The organism is Pseudothioclava alba, assembly GCF_033100795.1.
Classification (GTDB): Bacteria; Pseudomonadota; Alphaproteobacteria; order Rhodobacterales; family Rhodobacteraceae; genus Pseudothioclava.
Map to the genome: position 1 here is coordinate 747,409 of NZ_JAWLVI010000001.1, position 19,478 is coordinate 766,886.

Annotated in this window: 19 protein-coding genes and 1 tRNA gene; 4 read left to right on the forward strand and 16 right to left on the reverse strand. The window is 62.7% G+C overall.

All coding sequences use genetic code 11. The features are described 5' to 3' along the window. The 15 genes from RYZ20_RS03635 to RYZ20_RS03705 form a co-directional block, all read right to left on the reverse strand. Positions 1-594 (reverse strand): head-tail connector protein, encoded by a 594-nt coding sequence (locus RYZ20_RS03635; protein ID WP_317670505.1) that lies wholly within the window; start codon positions 592-594, stop codon positions 1-3. Between the two features lie 183 nt (positions 595-777). Continuing rightward, positions 778-1,977 (reverse strand): phage major capsid protein, encoded by a 1,200-nt coding sequence (locus tag RYZ20_RS03640; protein ID WP_317670506.1) that lies wholly within the window; start codon positions 1,975-1,977, stop codon positions 778-780. A gap of 37 nt (positions 1,978-2,014) precedes the next feature. Continuing rightward, complete coding sequence (locus RYZ20_RS03645) at positions 2,015-2,572, reverse strand: HK97 family phage prohead protease (protein WP_317670507.1); 558 nt, start codon at positions 2,570-2,572, stop codon at positions 2,015-2,017. Positions 2,573-2,581: 9 nt separating this feature from the next. Continuing rightward, positions 2,582-2,815 (reverse strand): GTA head formation protein, RCAP_rcc01685 family, encoded by a 234-nt coding sequence (locus RYZ20_RS03650; protein WP_317670508.1) that lies wholly within the window; start codon positions 2,813-2,815, stop codon positions 2,582-2,584. Between the two features lies 1 nt (position 2,816). After that, entirely contained in the window at positions 2,817-3,995 is a 1,179-nt protein-coding gene (locus RYZ20_RS03655; protein ID WP_317670509.1) for a phage portal protein, read from the reverse strand. Positions 3,996-4,089: 94 nt separating this feature from the next. After that, a complete protein-coding gene (locus tag RYZ20_RS03660) occupies positions 4,090-5,436 on the reverse strand; it encodes a DNA-packaging protein (RefSeq protein ID WP_317670510.1) in 1,347 nt (448 codons plus the stop codon). Then, positions 5,396-5,713, reverse strand: coding sequence for a hypothetical protein (locus RYZ20_RS03665; RefSeq protein WP_317670511.1), 318 nt, complete (start codon positions 5,711-5,713; stop codon positions 5,396-5,398). The genes RYZ20_RS03660 and RYZ20_RS03665 overlap by 41 nt, the downstream gene beginning before the upstream one ends. 214 nt (positions 5,714-5,927) lie before the next feature. Beyond that, complete coding sequence (mltG, locus tag RYZ20_RS03670) at positions 5,928-7,082, reverse strand: endolytic transglycosylase MltG (RefSeq protein ID WP_317670512.1); 1,155 nt, start codon at positions 7,080-7,082, stop codon at positions 5,928-5,930. Beyond that, positions 7,082-8,341 (reverse strand): beta-ketoacyl-ACP synthase II, encoded by a 1,260-nt coding sequence (fabF, locus tag RYZ20_RS03675; RefSeq protein WP_317670513.1) that lies wholly within the window; start codon positions 8,339-8,341, stop codon positions 7,082-7,084. The genes mltG and fabF overlap by 1 nt, the downstream gene beginning before the upstream one ends. A 123-nt stretch (positions 8,342-8,464) precedes the next feature. Further along, entirely contained in the window at positions 8,465-9,745 is a 1,281-nt protein-coding gene (locus tag RYZ20_RS03680) for a GGDEF domain-containing protein (RefSeq protein ID WP_317670514.1), read from the reverse strand. Between the two features lie 201 nt (positions 9,746-9,946). Then, positions 9,947-10,180, reverse strand: coding sequence for an acyl carrier protein (locus tag RYZ20_RS03685; protein WP_096434201.1), 234 nt, complete (start codon positions 10,178-10,180; stop codon positions 9,947-9,949). 208 nt (positions 10,181-10,388) lie between these two features. Continuing rightward, positions 10,389-11,126: a 3-oxoacyl-[acyl-carrier-protein] reductase gene (gene fabG, locus RYZ20_RS03690; protein ID WP_317670515.1), complete on the reverse strand. Its 738-nt coding sequence runs from the start codon at positions 11,124-11,126 to the stop codon at positions 10,389-10,391. A gap of 57 nt (positions 11,127-11,183) precedes the next feature. Further along, positions 11,184-12,113: an ACP S-malonyltransferase gene (gene fabD / locus RYZ20_RS03695; protein WP_317670516.1), complete on the reverse strand. Its 930-nt coding sequence runs from the start codon at positions 12,111-12,113 to the stop codon at positions 11,184-11,186. A 144-nt stretch (positions 12,114-12,257) separates the two neighbouring features. Then, complete coding sequence (gene glnA / locus RYZ20_RS03700) at positions 12,258-13,667, reverse strand: type I glutamate--ammonia ligase (RefSeq protein WP_317670517.1); 1,410 nt, start codon at positions 13,665-13,667, stop codon at positions 12,258-12,260. A 62-nt stretch (positions 13,668-13,729) separates the two neighbouring features. Continuing rightward, positions 13,730-14,068 (reverse strand): P-II family nitrogen regulator, encoded by a 339-nt coding sequence (locus tag RYZ20_RS03705; RefSeq protein ID WP_317670518.1) that lies wholly within the window; start codon positions 14,066-14,068, stop codon positions 13,730-13,732. A gap of 382 nt (positions 14,069-14,450) precedes the next feature. On the opposite strand from RYZ20_RS03705, the gene RYZ20_RS03710 reads away from it, so the two are divergent. Next, on the forward strand, positions 14,451-15,305 hold the full coding sequence (locus RYZ20_RS03710; protein WP_317670519.1) for an NAD(P)H-hydrate dehydratase: 855 nt from the start codon (positions 14,451-14,453) through the stop codon (positions 15,303-15,305). A 3-nt stretch (positions 15,306-15,308) separates the two neighbouring features. Here the strand turns inward: RYZ20_RS03710 and RYZ20_RS03715 are convergent, their stop codons facing one another. Then, positions 15,309-15,824, reverse strand: a complete 516-nt coding sequence (locus tag RYZ20_RS03715) for a Hint domain-containing protein (protein ID WP_317670520.1) — start codon at positions 15,822-15,824, stop codon at positions 15,309-15,311. Positions 15,825-16,054: 230 nt separating this feature from the next. On the opposite strand from RYZ20_RS03715, the gene RYZ20_RS03720 reads away from it, so the two are divergent. From RYZ20_RS03720 to RYZ20_RS03730, 3 genes are all read left to right on the forward strand, one after another. Further along, positions 16,055-16,138 (forward strand) — tRNA-Leu (locus RYZ20_RS03720). Positions 16,139-16,286: 148 nt separating this feature from the next. Next, positions 16,287-17,621 (forward strand): trigger factor, encoded by a 1,335-nt coding sequence (gene tig / locus RYZ20_RS03725; RefSeq protein WP_317670521.1) that lies wholly within the window; start codon positions 16,287-16,289, stop codon positions 17,619-17,621. A gap of 156 nt (positions 17,622-17,777) precedes the next feature. After that, entirely contained in the window at positions 17,778-19,184 is a 1,407-nt protein-coding gene (locus RYZ20_RS03730; protein ID WP_317670522.1) for a tetratricopeptide repeat protein, read from the forward strand. The last annotated feature ends 294 nt before the right edge of the window (positions 19,185-19,478 follow it).

Here is a 19,478-nt window from a genome sequence, read left to right on the forward strand (position 1 = left end):
CTAGCGCCCCCCGATCATGCGCACGGTGCGCCAGCGTTCGATCAGTGCCAGCACGCCAAGGGGCATATCCGCCTGTGCCCCCGCCGCCTCGTGGCGCGTCTCGAAATATTGCGCCGCCAACAGCATCACCGCCTGCGCCAGATCGCGCGGCAGATCGCTCCACGCAGGCCCGAAGCCCGCCGTAAAGGCGATCTCCGCCACGCCACCGCGCGGCACCGGCGGCAACAGCCCCGAGACCGCCGCCAGACGCGGGCGTGCCATATCCTCGATCAGCCGGTAGCGCTCGGGCGGGATCACCGCCACGCTACCATCGACAGACACCATCCGCAGAGCCGACACCGTCACCACCGGCGCCATCGGCAAGGGCTGCGCCATATCACCCCGCCACCCCTCCAGCCGCAGCAGAAAATCGCGCGCCAGCAAGGCTTTGCTCGTGCGCCCCTCAATCGCCGCCAGTGCGGCGCGAAGATAAGTCTCCAGCGCCAGATCCTCGGCGCCGACATCAGAAAACCCCGTCCCCAGCCGCAAATGCTCGCGAAATGCCGCGATAGGAAGCGCCTCGACGGGCACCTCCGTTACCTCTTTCAAGATCATGAAAACTCTCCGGAAATTCTGCCGCACCATTGGCACGACGTTTACGCAGTTCGGGCGCAAGCCCTGCCGCCACCGCTCGGACGGAGGGAGCAGCTAGGCGATAACGGCCAGCCCGCGCCCGCCCTGAACAGGTCACCCCGTCCAGACCCGGGGGGCCAAGCGCCCCCCGACCCCGTTCACCAATCAGGCGATGGCGAATTTCAAGAGCTTGATCGCAGCGAAATCGCTCACGTCACCACCCACGCGTTTCGAGGCGTAGAAGATCACATGCGGCTTGGCCGAGAAGGGATCACGCAGCACGCGCATCTCGGGGCGTTCCGCAATCGTATAGCCCGCGCCAAAATCGCCAAACGCAATCGCGCTGGCGCCCGACCCGATGTCGGGCATATCCTCGGCAATCAGCACCGGATAGCCCATCAGGCGCGCGGGTTCGCCCGCTTGCAGACCATCGCTCCACAAGAAGCGGCCGTCGACATCCTTCATCTTGCGCACGGCACCTGCGGTTTTCGAGTTCATCACGAAGCTCGCATTCGCGCGGTATTCGGCGTCGAGCGCATAGACCAGATCGACAATCGCATCCGCCGGATTGCTGGCCGAGAAATCGCCATCCGTGCCGGTCGCGACATAGCCCAGATTGCCCCAGCTCCACAGGTCATTCGCCACCGCCGTATGGGTCAGGAAACCCGTCGGCTTGTCCACGCCATCGCCATTCACAAAAGCGCCGGCCTCGGCACGGGCGAATTTCTCGGCGATGCGCTTGGCCAGCCAGGTCTCCACATCGAACGCCGCGTCATCCAGCAAGCGCTGCGATGCCTTGGGCATCGCCGCCAACTCATGTAGCGGGATCGAAATCCGGTCGATCTGCGGCGTTGCGGTTTCGCTCAGCGCGGCTGTCTCGGTGGCCCAGCCAGAGCCCATCTCGGAATGATCGACCAGCACATCATAAGACGTCGCCTCGACATTCACGACATTCGCGACCGCGCGGATCGAAGCGGTCGATTTCAGCACCCCCGAAATCGTCGCCGAGGTCTGCGGGTCCACCAGATAGCCACCCTCGGCAGACACCGCCGTATTCAGCCCCTTGCCCTCAAGGATCAGGCCACGCAGCGCATCATCATCGCCCGAGCGCAGATAGGCCGCAAAGGCCTTCTGGTGCGGGGCTTCTTCGGTCGCTGCGGTCGAAAGCGCCGGACGGCCGGCAATCATGGTTTTGGTCTGCATCATCGTCATTCGCTCTTCCTGTTGCTTGAGCTTCAAATTCACTTCTTCCTGAAAGCCTTTGATCTCTTTCAGAAATCCATTCAGCGCGGCTTTCGCCTCGGTGGCGGGGTCCGGGGTCTCGGGCAAAGCCCCCCCGACCCGAGCCTTCGTCTCGGTTGTCATGGTCTCTCCATTTCCAGATGGGTCCGGTCGGGGCGCCTCAGCGGCCCGCCAGTTCAGCCGCAGCCGCGTCAAACGCCTGCGCCAGTTCGCGCCAAAGACCGGCGTCCGGGGTTTCCCCCTTGGCCGCGACCCGCGCCTCGCGAAGCATCGGGAAGGTCACAAGCGAGACCTCCCAAAGCTCCAGTTCCGCCAAAAGCCGCTGGCCTTTCGCATCCTTCGCAGCCGTCACCGTGCGATAGCCGATCGACAGCCCGTCAATCGCGCCTGCCTCGATCAGCGCCGCCGCTTCACGCGCACGCGCCACATCGGGCAACAGCCGGCCCTTGACATAAAGCCCCACCGCGTCCTCGCGGATCTCATCCCAAATCCCGATCGGTTGGGCCGGGTCATGCTGCCACAGCATCTTGACCGAGCCACCGCGCGAGTGCAGCGCCTCAAGGCTCTTGCGATAGGCTCCGGGCTGGACAACATCGCCGCCCTGATCGGGCAGACCGAAGAGGCTCGCATAGCCCTCGATCTTGCACCCGCCCGTCACCCGAAGCTGCGCCTCTTGCGCGCAAAACTTCAACTCAAGACCGTAATCATTTGTTTTCATGTTTATTTCCTATTTTGGCGCATATTCCAGAACGCCCTGAACCGCCTGTGTCAGGATCACCGCCAGCACGCCGTAGACCGTCATCCACAAGCGCCGCTCAAGCCCCTGCATCATCATCTCGATCCTCTCCAACCGCTTCTCGACCTGCGAGAATTGCAGCTCCATGATCTTCTCGGTTGCCTCGAAACGCTGCTCATGAACCTCGAACGGCTCTTTCAGAAACCGCGACCCGCCCGCCGCCATTTCAGCCCTCCGCCAGTGGCGGCAGCCCCAGCAAAGCGCGCTTTTCGGTCTGTGTCAGAAACTCGGCCTCACCGATGCGCTTCCATTGCTGATCGCGCTCCGAGGCCAGCGCGGGGATCTGGTCGAGGTCGGGCTTCAGCCCCACATCCTCGCCCAAATGCCCCGAGAGCCACCCCGCAACCGCCGCCGTGACCCGCGTCGCCAGTGGCAGAACCGTCAGGCGGTAAAACGCGCGATGCGCCTCGGCGTAATTGGCGTAGGTCGCATCACCCGGTATTCCCAGCAGCATCGGCGGCACGCCAAAGGCCACCGCGATTTCCCGCGCGGCCGAGGCCTTGGTCTGGTGAAACTCCATATCCGAGGGGCTGAACCCCATCGGCTTCCAGTCCAGCCCCCCTTCCAGCAGCATCGGACGCCCCGCATTGCGCGCGCCCTGATGGTGGGTCTCCATCTCAAAGACCAGGCGGTCGTATTGGTCGGGGCTAAGCGTGCCCTGACCGTCCGCGCCCTTATAGATAATCGCCCCCGAGGGCCGCGCCGCGTTATCCAAGAGCGCCTTTGACCAGGCGCTGGCCGAATTATGCACATCCAGCGCCGTCGCCGCCGCCTGCATCGGCGACAGCCCGTAATGGTCGTCTTGCGGGTGAAAGCTCTTGATATGACAGACCGGAGCCGCCCCCGCGCCCATCGCAAAGCGGTGCTTGCGCCCTCCGACCGCGTAATCATAGGCGATCGGCCAGCCATCCGCGCCGGGCACGATGCTCATCCGGTCCGAACGCAACACATGCAGCTCGCGCGGCAGGCCCGGCTCTGCCGAAACCGCCTCGACATAGCCATCGCCCGACAGCAAAATCTGTCCATACAGCGCCTCGAACAGCTCGGCCCGCCCCTGCCCCGGATTGGGCCTGCGGATCAACTCGATCATCGGGTGGATCTCATAGCGCCGCTCGGCATCCTGACAGACCAGCGGCAGCGCCGCCGCCGCTTCTGCGATCAGCTTGACGCAGCGAAATCCCACCGGATTGCCGCTGAACCCCGCGCGCGTCAGGCTGGCGGTATCGCGCGGCCCCCAGACCGCGCGCCCGCCCCCCGAGGCCATCGCCACAATCCGCCCCGTGCGCGAGGCTTTCACCTCGGGCACCTGTGCGGGCGCGGATTTCCGAAAGAAGTTCATCACCATTCCTGTCTCCTCGTGCCATGCGCCCCATGCGGGCCTTCGGGCAAAGAAAAAGGGCCGGAAAACCGACCCTCGTTTGCGTTCCATATTCAGCCGTTTACAGCCTGCGCACCTGCGGGCGCCGCCAATGCGCGGCAGGTTCGATCATCAGCTCGTGCAGCGCCCAGACCAGCGCGTCCAGCCGGTCGGGAGAGCCGCTCCCCTGATAGCCCTGCACCGCCATCTGGCACATCTGGTCCTCCAGCGGGCCAAGGTTCGCGCCGCGGTGATGCCGCACGCGGCCTTGCTCATACAGCGCCGCCACAGGCTCCGCCCGCGCCGATTTCCCGCGCGAGGCCCGCAGCGCCTTGAACGGCACCAAAGGGTCGATCTGGCGGATCACGCTTTCGATCAGATCGCCGCCCTGATTGACTTCCGCCACCAGCTTTTCAGCCCCGAACCGCTCCATCGCGGCAATCGCGGCGCGCGCCCAGTCGGTCGGCTTGCCCTGCACCGAGCAATCCGCCAGAACATAGGCCCGCCAGTCCTGCACCGGCCCCTTGGTGACCGCGCCAACCACCACGATCCCGCATTCGTCCGAGCCCTTGTTCGCCGTGACCGCAGGGTCCAGCGCCACCACGATCCGGTCCATTTCTGGCAACGCCGCAACCCGTGACTGTTCCAGCATCGCGCTCGTCCAAAGCGCGCCTTCGACATCGTCCAGAAGCACACCCTCAAGCTCCTGCCGCCCCAGCCGCGTGCCGCCATAGCGCGCCTGCACCTCTTCAAGGAAGCTCTCGGCCAGATAGGCCCGGTTCGCCTCGGTCGGCGCATGGGTCATCACTGTCGAGGGGTTCTTCAGGATCGTCTTCAGCACCCCCACATTGCGCGGCGTCGTGGTAATCACCTGCTGCGGATGCTCGCCCAGCCGAAGCGCGAATTGCAGCATGTCCCAAGTCTCCTCGGCATGCTTCCACTTCGCCAGCTCGTCCACCCAGGCCGCATCGAATTGCGGCCCGCGCAGCCCCTCCGGCTCATGCGCCGAAAACGCCTGCGCGGTGGCGCCATTTGGCCAGACAAGCCGCTTGCGCCCCGCCTCCCACACCGGCCGCCGATCTGGGGGCGAGCACGCCAGTATCCCGCTCTCGCCAAAGATCATCACCTCGCGGACCTGATCAAAGGTCTCCCCCACCAGCGCCACGCGCCGCGCCCTGCCGGGGTCGAGCAGGCGTGCGCCTTCAACCTGCGCACGCACCCACTCGGCCCCGGCCCGCGTCTTGCCCGCACCGCGCCCGCCCATGACGACCCAGCTTTTCCAGCCGCCCTTGGGGGGCAACTGATGCGGCAGCGCCCAGAACTCGAACACCCACGGCAGGGCCAGAAGAGCATTCTCCCCCAGCCCCGCCAGAAACTCGTCAACATCCTCAGGCGTCGCGCAGGCGAGCCAGCCGGCGCCCGATCTCAAGTCGTGCTGCGTCGAAGTCGAGGGCATAGCCCCGGACGACCCCGGCAGCTTCTCTGCGGAGTTTCTCAACGCGATTCCTTTCTTCCATTGCCAGTTGGAGCGCCGCGCGCAGATCGCGAACCGCGGCCCGCGCCGCCTTCGCCTCTGCCACATCACCCTCGCGAATATTGCGTATCGCCAGCGCCAGCTCCTCTGTGACCTCGCGATACATCTCTTCCGTCGCCTTCAGCATATCGACCGAAGACGTCCCTTCCTCCTCAGGGAAAGTCATATCCATCTGTTTTGAACCCGCCTCTCATGCCGTGGACCCGCACGAGCGAAATGAAAAAACGCCGTCGAGTTTCCCCCCGGCGCTTGCCCACTTCTCCTAGCATGACATATCTCTACTTTAAAGCGTTCGCAATGTCAAGCGATAAAATCACAGGTTGTATTTCGCTCTCAAAAGAAAACCGGGCTACAAACCCGGTTTTATAATCATATCAATACGCTAACTATTGCGCCGCGCTTTCTTTTTCGATCTTTCGCCAGGCGGCCACATTGCGATTATGCTCGTCCAGCGTCGTCGCAAACGCATGTCCGCCCGAGCCATCGGCCACAAAGAACAGATACTGAGTCGCGTCCGGATGCATCGCCGCCTCGATCGAGGCCGCGCCCGGATTCGCGATCGGCGTCGGCGGCAGCCCCTCGATCACATAGGTGTTGTAGGGCGTTTCGCGCTTCAGCTCCGATTGGCGCAGCCCGCGGTCCAGAACGCCCTCGCCCTTGGTCACGCCATAAATCACCGTCGGGTCGGTTTGTAGCTTCATCCCCTGACGCAGGCGGTTCACGAAAACGCTCGCCACCTGTTTACGCTCGGTCGGAACGCCGGTTTCCTTCTCGATGATCGAGGCCATCACCAGCGCCTCTTCCGGCGTCTGATAGGGTAGATCCGCATCGCGTCCGGCCCATGCGTCCGCAAGCAGCTTCGCCTGACGCCCCACCATCTCGGCAATCAGCGCATTCCGGTCATCGCCCTTCGAAATCTGATAGCTGTCGGGCGCAAGCGTCCCCTCCGCAGGCACAGATGAAACCTCGCCCGTCAGCGCCTCAATCCCGTTCAGCCCCTGCACCACCTGCCAGCTTGTCACACCTTCCGCGATGGTCACGCGCAGGCGCAAATCGCCCTTCTCGCGCGCCTTGGTCACGGCAGCGGGCGTTTCTTCCTCCGCCGGGCGCCACTTGGCCACCTCGACAAAGCTACCCGTTGCCGGGTCCAGTTCGCGCAGCACCGCGTCATTCGCGCGCACCCCGATCCGCATGTTCAGCTCGGAGCCACAGGTCGACGGCCCGCCGCGCGTAATCTGCTCGACAATCCCCTCCATCGAGGCCGACGGCTCAAGCAGATAAGAGCCGAATTTCAACTGATCCGCCTTTTTCGCGTAATCGGCGCCCGCACGGAAAATATAGGCCGAGGAAATCGCCCCCATATCCGCCAGATCGCGCGACACGCGCCCGATGGTTGCCCCACGCTCCACACGGTAGCACGCCGCATTCGCCAGCGGACCCGGCTGCGCGTATTCGCGCTGCGCCCAGGCAACAAGCCCAGCAATCATGACCAGCCCGACAATCAGGATCGTCAGGAAATTCGAGACGATGTTACGCCACATCAGTCGCGGACCTTCCCCATCACCAGCGATGCATTGGTGCCACCAAACCCGAACGAATTGGACAGCGCGACGTTGATCTCGCGCTTCACGGCCTTGTTCGGCGCAAGGTCCAGCTTCGGCTGCACCGCCGGATTATCAAGGTTCAGCGTCGGCGGTGCGATCTGGTCACGCAGCGCCAGAATACAGAAGATCGCCTCAACAGCGCCCGCCGCCCCCAAAAGGTGCCCGATCGAGGATTTCGTCGAAGACATCGTGGCTTTCGCCGCCGCATCGCCCATCAGGCGTTCAACCGCGCCAAGCTCGATCGTGTCCGCCATCGTCGAGGTGCCATGCGCGTTGATGTAATCCACATCCGCAGGCGTCAGCCCCGCACGCTCGATCGCCGCTTTCATCGAACGATAGCCGCCATCCCCATCCTCGGAAGGCGCCGTGATGTGGTAGGCGTCGCCCGACAGGCCATACCCCAGAATCTCGGCGTAGATCTTCGCGCCGCGCGCCTTGGCGTGCTCGTATTCCTCCAGCACGACAACGCCCGCACCCTCGCCCATCACAAAGCCATCACGATCCGCATCATAGGGGCGCGAGGCCTTGGTCGGGTCTTCGGCCTTGGTGGACAGCGCCTTGCACGCGTTGAAGCCCGCGATCCCAATCTCCGAGATCGGGCTTTCCGCGCCACCCGCAAGCATCACATCCGCATCGCCCAGCATAATCAACCGCGCCGCATCGCCAATCGCATGGGCGCCGGTCGAGCAAGCCGTCACAACTGCGTGGTTCGGCCCCTTAAAGCCAAACCGGATCGACACCTGCCCCGAAATGAGGTTGATCAGCGAGGCCGGAATAAAGAAGGGCGACACGCGCTTCGGCCCGCGTTCCTTGATCAGAACAGCCGTTTCCGCGATGGTGCTCAGCCCGCCGATGCCAGACCCTATCATCACGCCGGTGCGCAGACGCTCTTCTTCGTCCTCCGGCTCCCAGCCCGCATCCTTCACCGCCTGCGTAGCCGCGGCGACGCCGTAAAGGATGAAATCATCGACCTTGCGCCGTTCTTTCGGCTCCATCCAGTCGTCGGCATTGAAGGTGCCGTCCGAGCCATCACCCACCGGAATTTCGCAGGCATATTTGGTAATCACGTTTGACGCGTCAAACCGCGTGATCGGGCCAGCACCCGACTGCCCGTCCAACAGACGTTTCCAGGTTTCTTCGACACCGCAAGCCAGCGGCGAAACCATCCCCAGACCCGTGACAACTACCCGGCGCATGACTTACCTCTTCGGATGAATTCTGTCCCTGACCTGATACACGCTACCCCAAGGGCACGCAACGCATTGCACGCAGGAAATCGGCGCGAAGGCCGCGAATTGCCTGCCTTTTCACAGGAATGTTCACATGCTCAAAGCGGCTGTGGTGACGCGGTTGCGCCCCTGATCCTTTGATCCGTAAAGCGCCTGATCGGCGCGGTCGAGAAGGTGGCGCACGCCCTCGCCCTCCTGCCACTGGGCCACCCCGAACGAGGCCGTGATCTGCATGTCGCGCAAATCGGGATGGCTCCAGCCATGCGCGGCTATGGCCTGCCGCAGCCTCTCGGCCACCTCGCACGCGACGGCTCCATCGGCCCCGCCCAGCAGGATCGCGAATTCCTCGCCGCCGATCCGCGCCAGAACATCGTCCGAGCGTAAGCCCCCCGCCATGATCTGCGCCAGCTCTCGCAGCACCTCGTCGCCGCAGGCATGGCCCGCACGGTCGTTGATTTTCTTGAAATAATCGACATCGACCAGCACCAGCGAGAAGGCTTCACCGATCAGATCGGCGCGTTTCTGGAACCGCTTGAACCGTTCATCAAAGGACGCACGGTTCAGAACACCGGTCAGCCCGTCATGCAGCGCCAGATCGTGCAGTTTACGCTCCAGCCTGCGGCGCGTGCGGTCCTGTTGCGCCGCAACGTAGGCGCCCCCCGCGATCATCAGCGCCTGAAACAGGATCAGAATCCAGATCATGTCGAAGACCGCGCCCGCAGGCAGCGATTCCGAGAAAATCTGCGTGAACACCAGCCCGATCACCAGCGGCCCGAGGATCGCGCTTAGCAGCAGATAGCGCACCTGCTGGCCCAGCAACTGACGGCTCAGCAGCACGCGCAAAAAGCCCCGGTTCGCGTTGCGCAAAAATGCACCGAGCGCAAGCATCAGCCCCGAGCCCGCCGAAAGAATCGAATTGGGGGCTTGCACCGTCGGCACCTCAAAGACCTCCGAGATCACCGCCATCAGCGCCAGAAGCACCGCCACCATCACCAGCATCTGCGCCAGCACACCCTTTTCCTGCATGAAAAGCAGTGCCGCGATGGCCAGAAGCGCCAGCATCGCCGCAGGTCCGGTCGCGACCGCCAAGGCGCCTTCCAGCGCCAGCACCTCGCCGCCCCAGTTCGCGATCTGCACCAGCAACAGCGCGGCCAGCACGACTGAGACAATGCCGCGGCTTCGCCCCGAAACCCGCGGCCCGAGACCGGCATAGACAACCACCAACGCGATCTGCACCGCCTGCTCCATCGGGTGCAGTGCCTCCGAGGGCAGGCCGAGCCACAGCCGCACCAGCGCCAGAACCGCCAGCAGCGCCGCCCCGAACAAGAACGCCGAGGAAATCAGATATGTTACCCTGTAGGCCGACACCATCGTTTCCGGATACCTATACGCGTCTGGCAATTGCTCGTGCGATTATTATACGCCCCGAATACGCCAATTAAAATCATCATAAAAACAACTTGGTCAGCCCCAAGACCCGCCCGGCCCGATCTGGCAAAAATCCGCTTGCAAGAGGCTAAAAGCAAAGCGGCGCCCCGAAGGACGCCGCCGACATTCAATGACCCGCAGGGATCAGGAAGCTTCGGTGATGAATTTCACCGCGTCGCCGAAGGTCTGGATGGTTTCGGCTGCGTCATCCGGAATCTCGATGCCGAATTCTTCTTCGAAAGCCATGACCAGCTCGACGGTGTCGAGGCTGTCAGCGCCCAGATCGTCGATGAACGACGCGGTCTCAGTGACCTTGTCCTCTTCCACGCCCAGATGCTCGACGACGATCTTTTTCACACGATCAGCGATATCGCTCATGTTCGTTCCTCAATCTCAGCGGACCTTGCGGCCCTGTCTCAGTCCTTGCTCGTTACGAGCGGTTCAAAGCGCGCCCCGCATACGCAAGGCAGCCGGCAGGCGGTTCCTCCCCCGGCCGTCCAGAGGCTTCTAGCACAGTCTTGCCCGTTGGCAACACGCTTTTCGTGCCTTTATTCGCGGCCCGTGGACGCAGGGGAAGCTTACCGCCTCAGATCATGGCCATCCCGCCATTCACATGCAGTGTCGCGCCGGTGACATATCCGGCCTCGGCGCTCGACAGATACAGCACTGCCGCCGCGATCTCTTGCGCCGAGCCCATGCGGCCCGCCGGGATCTGCGTCAGGATCTTGCCTTTCTGGTCGTCGTTCAGCTTGTCAGTCATCGCGGTCTGGATAAAGCCGGGCGCGACACAGTTTACCGTGATGCCGCGGCTCGCAACCTCGTAGGCCAGCGATTTCGACATGCCCACAAGGCCCGCCTTCGCCGCCGAATAGTTGCCCTGTCCCGGATTGCCGGTCGCACCGACGATGCTGGTGATATTCACGATCCGGCCCCAACGCGCCTTCATCATGCCGCGCAGCACGCCGCGCATCAGCCGGAAGGACGAGGTCAGATTGACGTCGATCACCGACTGCCATTCCTCATCCGACATCCGCATGAACAGGTTGTCGCGCGTGATGCCCGCGTTATTCACCAGAATATCAAGGCTGCCCATCGCCTCGGCGGCAGCTTTCGGCAGCGCCTCGACCGACCCCGCATACGAGAGGTTCGCGGGGCAGACAAACGCGCCCTCGCCCAGTTCTGCGGCCAGAGCCTCCAGCGGTTCGACCCGCGTCCCCGACAGCGCAACCTTCGCGCCCGCCGCGTGGAGCGCCTTTGCGATCTCGCCGCCGATGCCACCCGAGGCGCCCGTTACCAGCGCCGATTTTCCCGTAAGATCAAACATTTCCGATCCTTCCTTGATCCAGATTCGTGTGATCTGGTTTTGAATTTCGTAAAGGGATTACCCTTTAAGCTTTGCAATATCTTCCGGCGCGCCGATGGCTGCGCACTCGATCTCTTTGGCGATGCGGCGGATCATGCCGGACAGCGCCTTGCCAGCACCGATCTCCCAGACCTCGGTCACGCCCTGACCCGCCATCCATGCCACGCTCTCGCGCCAACGAACCGATCCCGTGACCTGCTCGACCAGCAATTGCCGGATCACCTCGGGGTCGGAAACCGCTTCGGCGCGCACGTTGGCGACCACCGGAACGGCGGGCACATTCATCGTGACGCCCGCCAGAGCCTCGGCCATCTTGTCAGCGGCGGGCTGCATCAGCGCGCAATGGAAGGGCGCGGACACCGGCAGCATCAGCGCGCGTTTCGCACCCCTGCCCTTGGCTATCTCGACCGCGCGTTCAACCGCGGCCTTGTGCCCCGACACAACCACCTGCGAGGGGTCATTATCGTTTGCGGCCTGACAGACCTCGCCCTGCGCGGCCTCTTCGGCCACCGCCATCGCGTCCTCGAACCCAAGCCCCAGAAGAGCCGCCATCGCGCCCACGCCCACCGGAACCGCCGATTGCATCGCCTGCCCGCGCACGCGCAGAAGGCGCGCGGTATCGGACAGGCTTAGCGTGCCGGCGGCACAAAGCGCGGAATACTCACCAAGCGAATGCCCCGCCACAAAGGCCGCATCCGTCACGGCAAAGCCTTCGGCCTCAAGCGCGCGCATCGCGGCCATCGAGGTCGCCATCAGCGCGGGCTGCGCGTTTGCGGTCAGCGTCAGCTCCGCAATGTCGCCCTCCCAGATCAGCGCCGAGAGCTTTTGCCCGAGCGCCTCGTCCACCTCTTCGAACACAGCTTTCGCGCCCGCGTAGGCATCGGCCAGCGCCTTGCCCATGCCGATGGTCTGCGCGCCCTGACCGGGGAATACGAATGCTCGGCTCATGCCGCTCTCCTCTTGTGTCTGACTTAACGTTAGGGTGTAGCGCCCAATCCCCTTCGACACAATATCTGGTGAACACCGCCCCCGCGCCGCGGCAAAAAGAAAGGGCGCCCAAAGGCGCCCTTCCCGAACCACTGACAGTGCCGATTAGCAGCTGTAGTACATTTTGTATTCGACCGGATGGGGGGTGTGCTCGTAGGCATACACTTCTTCCATCTTGAGGTCGATGTAACCCTGGATCTGGTCCTTGGTGAACACGTCGCCTGCGAGCAGGTAATCCATGTCCTTCTGCAGCTCGTCCAGAGCCTCACGCAGCGAGCCGCAAACGGTCTCGATGCCAGCCAGCTCTTCGGGCGGCAGATCGTAGAGGTTCTTGTCCATTGCCGGGCCGGGATCAATCTTGTTCTTGATGCCGTCAAGGCCAGCCATCATCAGGGCCGCGAATGCCAGATAGGGGTTCGCTGCCGGATCGGGGAAGCGGGCTTCGACGCGCTTGGCCTTGGGCGACTCGGCCCACGGAATACGGACGCAGCCCGAACGGTTACGCGCCGAGAACGCGCGCAGAACGGGGGCTTCAAAGCCCGGGATCAGACGCTTGTAGGAGTTCGTCGACGGGTTGGTGAAGGCGTTGAGCGACTTCGAGTGCTTCAGGATACCGCCGATGAAATACAGCGCCTCTTGCGAGAGGTCAGCGTATTTGTCGCCAGCGAACAGCGGCTTGCCGTCTTTCCAGATCGACATGTTCACATGCATACCCGAGCCGTTGTCGCCTGCGATCGGCTTCGGCATGAAGGTTGCCGATTTGCCGTATGCGTGCGCCACGTTGTGAATGACGTATTTGTATTTCTGGATGTTGTCAGCCTGCTGGGTCAGCCCGCCGAACACCATGCCAAGCTCGTGCTGGCACGAGGCAACCTCGTGGTGGTGCTTGTCGACCTTGATGCCCATGCGCTTCATGGTGGTCAGCATCTCGCCGCGCAGGTCTTGTGCGTCGTCGATCGGGTTGACCGGGAAGTAGCCGCCCTTGATGCCCGGACGGTGGCCCATGTTGCCCATCTCATACGAGGTGTCCGAGTTCCATGCCGCGTCAATCGCGTCGACTTCGAACGAAACTTTGTTCATCTCGACCGAGAAGCGCACGTCGTCGAACAGGAAGAATTCGGCTTCCGGCCCGAAATACGAGGTGTCGCCGATGCCCGAAGCCTTGAGGTAGGCTTCTGCTTTCTGTGCGGTGCCGCGCGGGTCGCGGGCATAGGGCTCGCCGGTGTCCGGCTCGACCACGGTGCAGTGCACGCACATGGTTTTTTCCGCGTAGAAGGGGTCGATGTAGACCGACGACGCATCGGGGATGAGCTTCATGTCGGACTGTTCGATCGACTTCCAGCCCGCGATCGACGAACCGTCGAACATGAAACCGTCTTCGAAGAAGTCCTCGTCGACTTCGTCAACGATCAGCGTCACGTGCTGGAGTTTGCCTTTGGGGTCGGTGAAGCGAACATCAACGTATTCGACTTCTTCGTCCTTCATCAGCTTCAGAGCATTTTTAATATCGCTCATGGTCACTTTACCCTTTCATTTGAGCATGGGGTCACGGGCGCGTTGCCCGAATGTCATCTGTCTCAGACCGCGTCGTCGCCGGTTTCGCCGGTGCGGATGCGGATCGCCTGTTCAATGGGCGAGACAAAAATCTTGCCGTCACCGATTTTCTCGGTGCGGGCGGCGGAGGTAATCGCTTCGATGGCGGCATCGACCATATCGTCGGGCAGCACCATCTCGATTTTCACCTTGGGCAGGAAGTCCACGACATATTCGGCGCCGCGATAGAGTTCCGTGTGGCCTTTCTGACGGCCGAAGCCTTTGACCTCGATCACCGAAAGACCCTGAATACCGGCTTCTTGCAGCGCTTCTTTCACTTCATCCAGCTTGAAGGGCTTGATGATCGCTTCGACCTTTTTCATGCAGCCGACTCCCCCGTCAGGTTGTTCGCTCACTCTCAGACCACTTTCCTTGAGGCGCCGCAATCGGGTAGCCTTGGGTCAATGCGGAGTGCAGCGGGATTCCACAATATATGCCTAATTTTTCATCGCTTCGCATACAGGGCAAGCAGTTTGAAAACTTTTTTCGGCGCCAAAATGACCGAAATTCTGACATCCGCCCAAATGCGCGCCGCAGAACTCGCCGCAATCGAGTCAGGTGCAGTGACGGGCCCGGAACCGACGGAGCGTGCCGGCGCCTGGCGTGCCCGTCATCGACACGGATATTGGCCTCTGACCCTTGTTAACCCAATCCTGAAACTCCTGCGCTACGCTGCCCTGACCTTTCGCCCGAACGGAGCCTCAAATGCCCAACGAATTCATCCTGACCGACGCGCTGCGCAACGCTCTCGACAAGCAGGTCGAGGCGCATAAATACGGGCACGGACACGCGCTTGTTCTGGCGGGCGGGCATGGCAAGGGCGGCGCGGCGCGGCTGGCGGCGCGTGCAGCCTTGCGGGTTGGCGCCGGGCTGGTCACGCTACTGGCGCCGAAAACCGCGATCAGCGAGAACGCGGCGCATCTGAATGCGATCATGCTCGAATGCCTGCCCGACGCCTATTCGCTGCGCGGGATGCTGGAAGATCCGCGCATCACCGCGCTTTGCCTTGGTCCGGGCCTTGGCATCGCGCGCGCCGAGGCGATGGTGCCGGCAGCGCTTCGCGGTGAGCGCCCGACGGTTCTGGATGCCGATGCAATCTCGGCCTTCATGCCAGACCCCGAACGGCTGTTTGCCCTGTTGCACAAAGACGTGGTGATGACGCCCCATCGGGGCGAGTTCGCGCGGCTCTTCCCCGACCTGGAGACGGCGCTGACGGCGGGGGAGCTGACCTTTGCCGAGGCAACGGATCAGGCCGCTTCGCGCGCGCATTGCACGGTGCTCCTCAAGGGGCCGGAAACCGCCATCGCCACCACCGCAGGCGATGTCGCCGTTCATCTTTCGCGCGGCGAACGCGCGGCGCCCTGGCTTGCGACCGCCGGATCGGGCGATGTGCTGGCGGGGATCATCTGCGGATTGCTGGCGCGCGGCTTTGCGCCCTTCGACGCGACCTGCACCGGCGCCTGGCTCCATGTCGAGGCTGCGCGCAGCTTCGGCCCCGGGCTGATCGCCGAGGATCTGCCCGACGAACTGCCCAAGGTGCTGCGCGCGCTTCTGTCCTGACGATCAGACCTTTGCGCCGACGCGCACAGGCTCGGTCGCAAGCTGGACGCCATCGACGTAGATGATCTCCTCGCTCTCGAACCCGAGGATGAAGACCCGCTTTTGCGCAACACTGACGCAGGTGACGAACTCGCCATCCACCAAACGGTGCACCGGAACAAGGGCGGTCTTCGCGCCGTAAAGCGCCTCCGCCCGCCAATCGCGCAGGAATATCCGCGTCTCGGGCGGGAGCAACAGCTCGTGCCCGGGCCGCTCGTGCCCCAGGGCACCGGGCTGGATGCGCACCATCTCGCCCGAGCGCGTCACCACCTCAAGCGATGCCAGCACCCGCGCGCCACCACGGGTAATCACCCGATCCCCGACGCTCAGGAACTCGACCGGCAATTCGCCATCCAGCGTCATTACCAGCGCGCCTTGCGCCACCCCGCCGATCGGCGCGGAGCCATTGGACGTTTCATTATCATAGAGAAAAAGAGAGGCATTCTGCCCCACACCCACTCCCATGGTATTTTCCACCATCGGATCACCTGCTCTGTTACTGCCTGCCCGAGCGGGCTTTGCGCCCGCTTTGTTTTTATGCCGGTCGTTCGTCCGGTCTTTTTACTCTTTACACACGACGGGTCTTACGCCCGTTAACCTTTATTAACCAAAGCCTACTCAACTTCGATTCACGACGCGAGACTTTTTTTGCCAAAGGCTGTTTTTCCCCTTCATGCCGCCCCGCGCAATTGCTAGAAGGCGCGCCAGATGCGGGTGTGGCGGAATTGGTAGACGCACCAGATTTAGGTTCTGGCGCCTTTGGCGTGGGGGTTCGAGTCCCTTCACCCGCACCATCTTTCCCAAGCGACGGCGAAAGCCGTGGTGGGAGCCACGAAATTCCCCGATTTCGCCTTGCTTCCAAGGCGCGCGCCCAATAGAAGGGCGCCTGAAATTCTGTTTGCCCCGCGGCCTTGCCCGCGGCCCAAGAACAAAGGACATCCCATGCAGGTCACCGAGACCCTCAACGACGGCCTCAAGCGCGGCTACCAGATCACCATCTCGGGCGCAGAACTTGACGCCAAAGTCACCGCGAAACTCGAAGAGGCTCAGCCCGACATCGAGATGAAAGGCTTCCGCAAGGGCAAGGTTCCGATGGCGATGCTGCGCAAGACCTACGGCGACCGCCTGATCGGCGAAGCGATGCAGGAAGCTGTCGACGGCGCGATGTCCGAGCATTTCGAAAAGTCGGGCGACCGCCCCGCGCTGCAGCCGAAGATCGAAATGGAAAACGGCGAAACCTGGAAGCCGGGCAACGACGTTGTCGTGAACGTGTCCTACGAAGCGCTGCCGGAAATCCCCGAGTTCGACGTCAAGGGTCTCAAGCTCGAGCGTCTGGTCGTCAAGGCAGAAGACGCCGCTGTGACCGAGGCTCTGGAAAACCTCGCAAAAACCGTGCAAGACTTCGCTGACCGCCGCAAAGGCTCGAAAGCGAAAGACGGCGACCAGGTTGTGATCGACTTCGAAGGCTTCATCGACGGCGAAGCTTTTGAGGGCGGCAAGGGCGAAGGCTACCCGCTCGTTCTCGGCTCCGGCTCGTTCATCCCGGGTTTTGAGGACCAGCTCGTCGGCGCCAAAGCCGAAGAAGCCGTCGAAGTGACCGTGTCCTTCCCCGAGAACTATGGTGCCGCGCATCTGGCTGGCAAAGAAGCCCTGTTCAAGTGCACCGTGCATAACGTCAAAGCCCCGAAAGAGGCCGAGATCAACGACGAGCTGGCCCAGAAATTCGGCGCTGAAGACCTTGCTGCGCTGAAAGGCCAGATCGCCGAGCGTCTGGAAGCCGAATACACCGGTGCTGCCCGCCAGATCCTCAAGCGCGGCCTGCTGGACCAGCTTGACGACAAGGTGAAATTCGACCTGCCGCCGACCCTCGTCGAGGCCGAGGCCGGCCAAATCGCGCACCAGCTCTGGCACGAGGAAAACCCCGATCACCACGGCCATGACCACGGCTCGATCGAGACCACCGACGAGCACAAGAAGCTCGCCGAGCGCCGCGTGCGCCTTGGCCTGCTGCTTGCCGAAGTTGGCCGCAAGCAAGAGATCGAAGTGACCGACGCCGAGTTCACGCAGGCTGTCATGAACCAGGCTCGCCAGTATCCGGGCCAGGAACGCGCATTCTTCGAATTTGTGCAGCAGAACCAGCAGATGCAACAGCAGCTTCGCGCACCGATTTTCGAGGACAAGGTTGTCGATTTCATCGCCGATGGCGCCGAAGTGACCGAGAAAACCGTCTCGAAAGAAGATCTGGAGAAAGCCATCGAGGCGCTCGACCAGCTCTGATCCCAACCGGATCGACCATAGCAAAAGCCGCCTTTCGGGGCGGCTTTTCGCGTTTCAGACCTTTCCGTCCGCAAAATTCGCAATAGTTTGTTCCGGATCATGGACAGACCCCGCGCTCCGGCGCGACTCTGTCCGCGGTTACAATAGGAGCCGACGATGGTGGGGAATGCTCTTGGTGGGGCCGTCCTGAGATCGGTCGTAGCTTTGATCTGTCTTGCCCCCCTGCCCTGTTCTGCGCAGCAGACAGCGGCGGATTTGCGGGCGCAGGCAGAGACATTGATCTACGGTCTGGATGACACGCCACAAAACATCGCCGCGGGGGTTGCCCTGATGGGGCAAGCTGCCGAGGCAGGAGATCTCAAAGCGAAATCCGCGCTCGGGCGCATTTTGACGGACGGGTATTATCTGCCCGCCGACATCGCGCGCGGATTGCCCTTGCTGGAAGAGGCCGCGCAGGCGGGCGACCTTGAGGCGACAACCGCGCTTGGCGGCGCGCTTTTGTGGGGAGGGGCGATTCCGGCCGATCCGCCGCGCGCGCAGGCGCTTTTGGCCGAGGCCGCCGCGAAAGGCAGCACCGCCGCCCAGACAACCCTTGGCGAGCAACTGATCGGCGGCTGGATATTGCCGCGCGATGTGACCGCCGGTCGGCGCTATCTGAACGCGGCGATTGCCGCCGGAGAACCGAAGGCCGAACTCGCGCTTGGAGGGCTTTATCTGTATGGCATCGGCGTGAAGCAAAGCGACAAGCGCGCGCTGGAGTTGTTCGAGGCGGCGGCCCAGAAGGATCAGGGCAAAGGGCTGTGGCAATATGGCGAGATGCTGATGTGGAGCGAACGCAACGCGCGCAAAGCGGAAGGCTATCTGAATGATGCCGCCGATATGGGCCAGTCCAGCGCGCTTGCAACCCTCGCTGAAGGGGCGATGTATGGCTATCTGGGTGGCGGCTCGGCCTCGCGGCGCAAGTTCGACGCCTATGCCGGGGCCGCGCGTGCGGCGGGCAACCAGAAGATCGAGGTGCTCGATGCGATCCGGCAGATGTGGGGGATCTCGATGCGCGCCAGCGGGCCGAAAACGCTTGCGCGGCTGGAGACCGCCGCCGAAGCAGGCAACCCCGAAGCCGCCAGGTTCCTGATTGCGCTTTTGCGCGATGGCAACGGGCTGAACGTGCGCCGCGATCGCGCCAGGGCCGAGGCATTGCTGGCGCGCTATGCCAAGCTCCTTAGCCCGAAAGAGGAATGGCAATACGGCGTCACGCTGGAGGCCGCAAAGGCCACCACATCCGCCGCGCGCAAGGCGCTGGCCGCCAAGCTGGCCGACACGCCGGGGTATAGCGAGGCATGGCTCGGGGTCGAGCTTTACAAGGCCAACCCGAATGCGCTGATCTATGTGCTGCAAACGCGCTTTCGCGCACAAGGCACCTACTCCGGCCCTCTGGATGGCTACGCTGGCAAAGGCACGATCCGCGCGATGAACCGCGCCTGCCGCGCGTTGATGGACGATCCGGGATGCAATGACAGCGTGCTGCGCCCCGATATTGTCGGCGCGATCTTTCAGGGTAGATAACCAGCCGATCCCCCTTGCGCAGAACGTGGGGGGGACCGGCTCCGGTTTTCATCCGTTCCGGCATTTCGACTCAATCAGCGCACCAATGTGCGGAACCGGCCAGTTCGGGCCTGTTTTAACCGAAATTCCACCAAAGGTTGAAACTTTCGTATGTTAAATAACCAAAAGTATATATCTTTCGTATGTTTTCATGCTCTGAATCAAGGTGAAGAAAACGTAAACTCGTTACCATCATCTTTGAACGCTCTTTTGCCTTAGTGTGAGTAACCCTCGTTCCGGCGTTCAGCGGTATCC

Excerpts from the sequence above, each read along its gene's own strand:
- RYZ20_RS03665 (WP_317670511.1), bottom strand. The coding sequence starts at position 5,713 with ATGGATATGACTTTCCCTGAGGAGGAAGGGACGTCTTCGGTCGATATG.
- glnA (WP_317670517.1), bottom strand. The coding sequence starts at position 13,667 with ATGAGCGATATTAAAAATGCTCTGAAGCTGATGAAGGACGAAGAAGTC.
- RYZ20_RS03635 (WP_317670505.1), bottom strand. The coding sequence starts at position 594 with ATGATCTTGAAAGAGGTAACGGAGGTGCCCGTCGAGGCGCTTCCTATC.
- RYZ20_RS03710 (WP_317670519.1), top strand. The coding sequence starts at position 14,451 with ATGCCCAACGAATTCATCCTGACCGACGCGCTGCGCAACGCTCTCGAC.
- RYZ20_RS03715 (WP_317670520.1), bottom strand. The coding sequence starts at position 15,824 with ATGGTGGAAAATACCATGGGAGTGGGTGTGGGGCAGAATGCCTCTCTT.
- fabF (WP_317670513.1), bottom strand. The coding sequence starts at position 8,341 with ATGCGCCGGGTAGTTGTCACGGGTCTGGGGATGGTTTCGCCGCTGGCT.
- RYZ20_RS03685 (WP_096434201.1), bottom strand. The coding sequence starts at position 10,180 with ATGAGCGATATCGCTGATCGTGTGAAAAAGATCGTCGTCGAGCATCTG.
- RYZ20_RS03680 (WP_317670514.1), bottom strand. The coding sequence starts at position 9,745 with ATGGTGTCGGCCTACAGGGTAACATATCTGATTTCCTCGGCGTTCTTG.
- RYZ20_RS03705 (WP_317670518.1), bottom strand. The coding sequence starts at position 14,068 with ATGAAAAAGGTCGAAGCGATCATCAAGCCCTTCAAGCTGGATGAAGTG.
- mltG (WP_317670512.1), bottom strand. The coding sequence starts at position 7,082 with ATGTGGCGTAACATCGTCTCGAATTTCCTGACGATCCTGATTGTCGGG.
- fabD (WP_317670516.1), bottom strand. The coding sequence starts at position 12,113 with ATGAGCCGAGCATTCGTATTCCCCGGTCAGGGCGCGCAGACCATCGGC.
- RYZ20_RS03640 (WP_317670506.1), bottom strand. The coding sequence starts at position 1,977 with ATGACAACCGAGACGAAGGCTCGGGTCGGGGGGGCTTTGCCCGAGACC.
- tig (WP_317670521.1), top strand. The coding sequence starts at position 16,287 with ATGCAGGTCACCGAGACCCTCAACGACGGCCTCAAGCGCGGCTACCAG.
- RYZ20_RS03650 (WP_317670508.1), bottom strand. The coding sequence starts at position 2,815 with ATGGCGGCGGGCGGGTCGCGGTTTCTGAAAGAGCCGTTCGAGGTTCAT.
- RYZ20_RS03730 (WP_317670522.1), top strand. The coding sequence starts at position 17,778 with ATGGTGGGGAATGCTCTTGGTGGGGCCGTCCTGAGATCGGTCGTAGCT.
- RYZ20_RS03645 (WP_317670507.1), bottom strand. The coding sequence starts at position 2,572 with ATGAAAACAAATGATTACGGTCTTGAGTTGAAGTTTTGCGCGCAAGAG.
- RYZ20_RS03655 (WP_317670509.1), bottom strand. The coding sequence starts at position 3,995 with ATGGTGATGAACTTCTTTCGGAAATCCGCGCCCGCACAGGTGCCCGAG.
- fabG (WP_317670515.1), bottom strand. The coding sequence starts at position 11,126 with ATGTTTGATCTTACGGGAAAATCGGCGCTGGTAACGGGCGCCTCGGGT.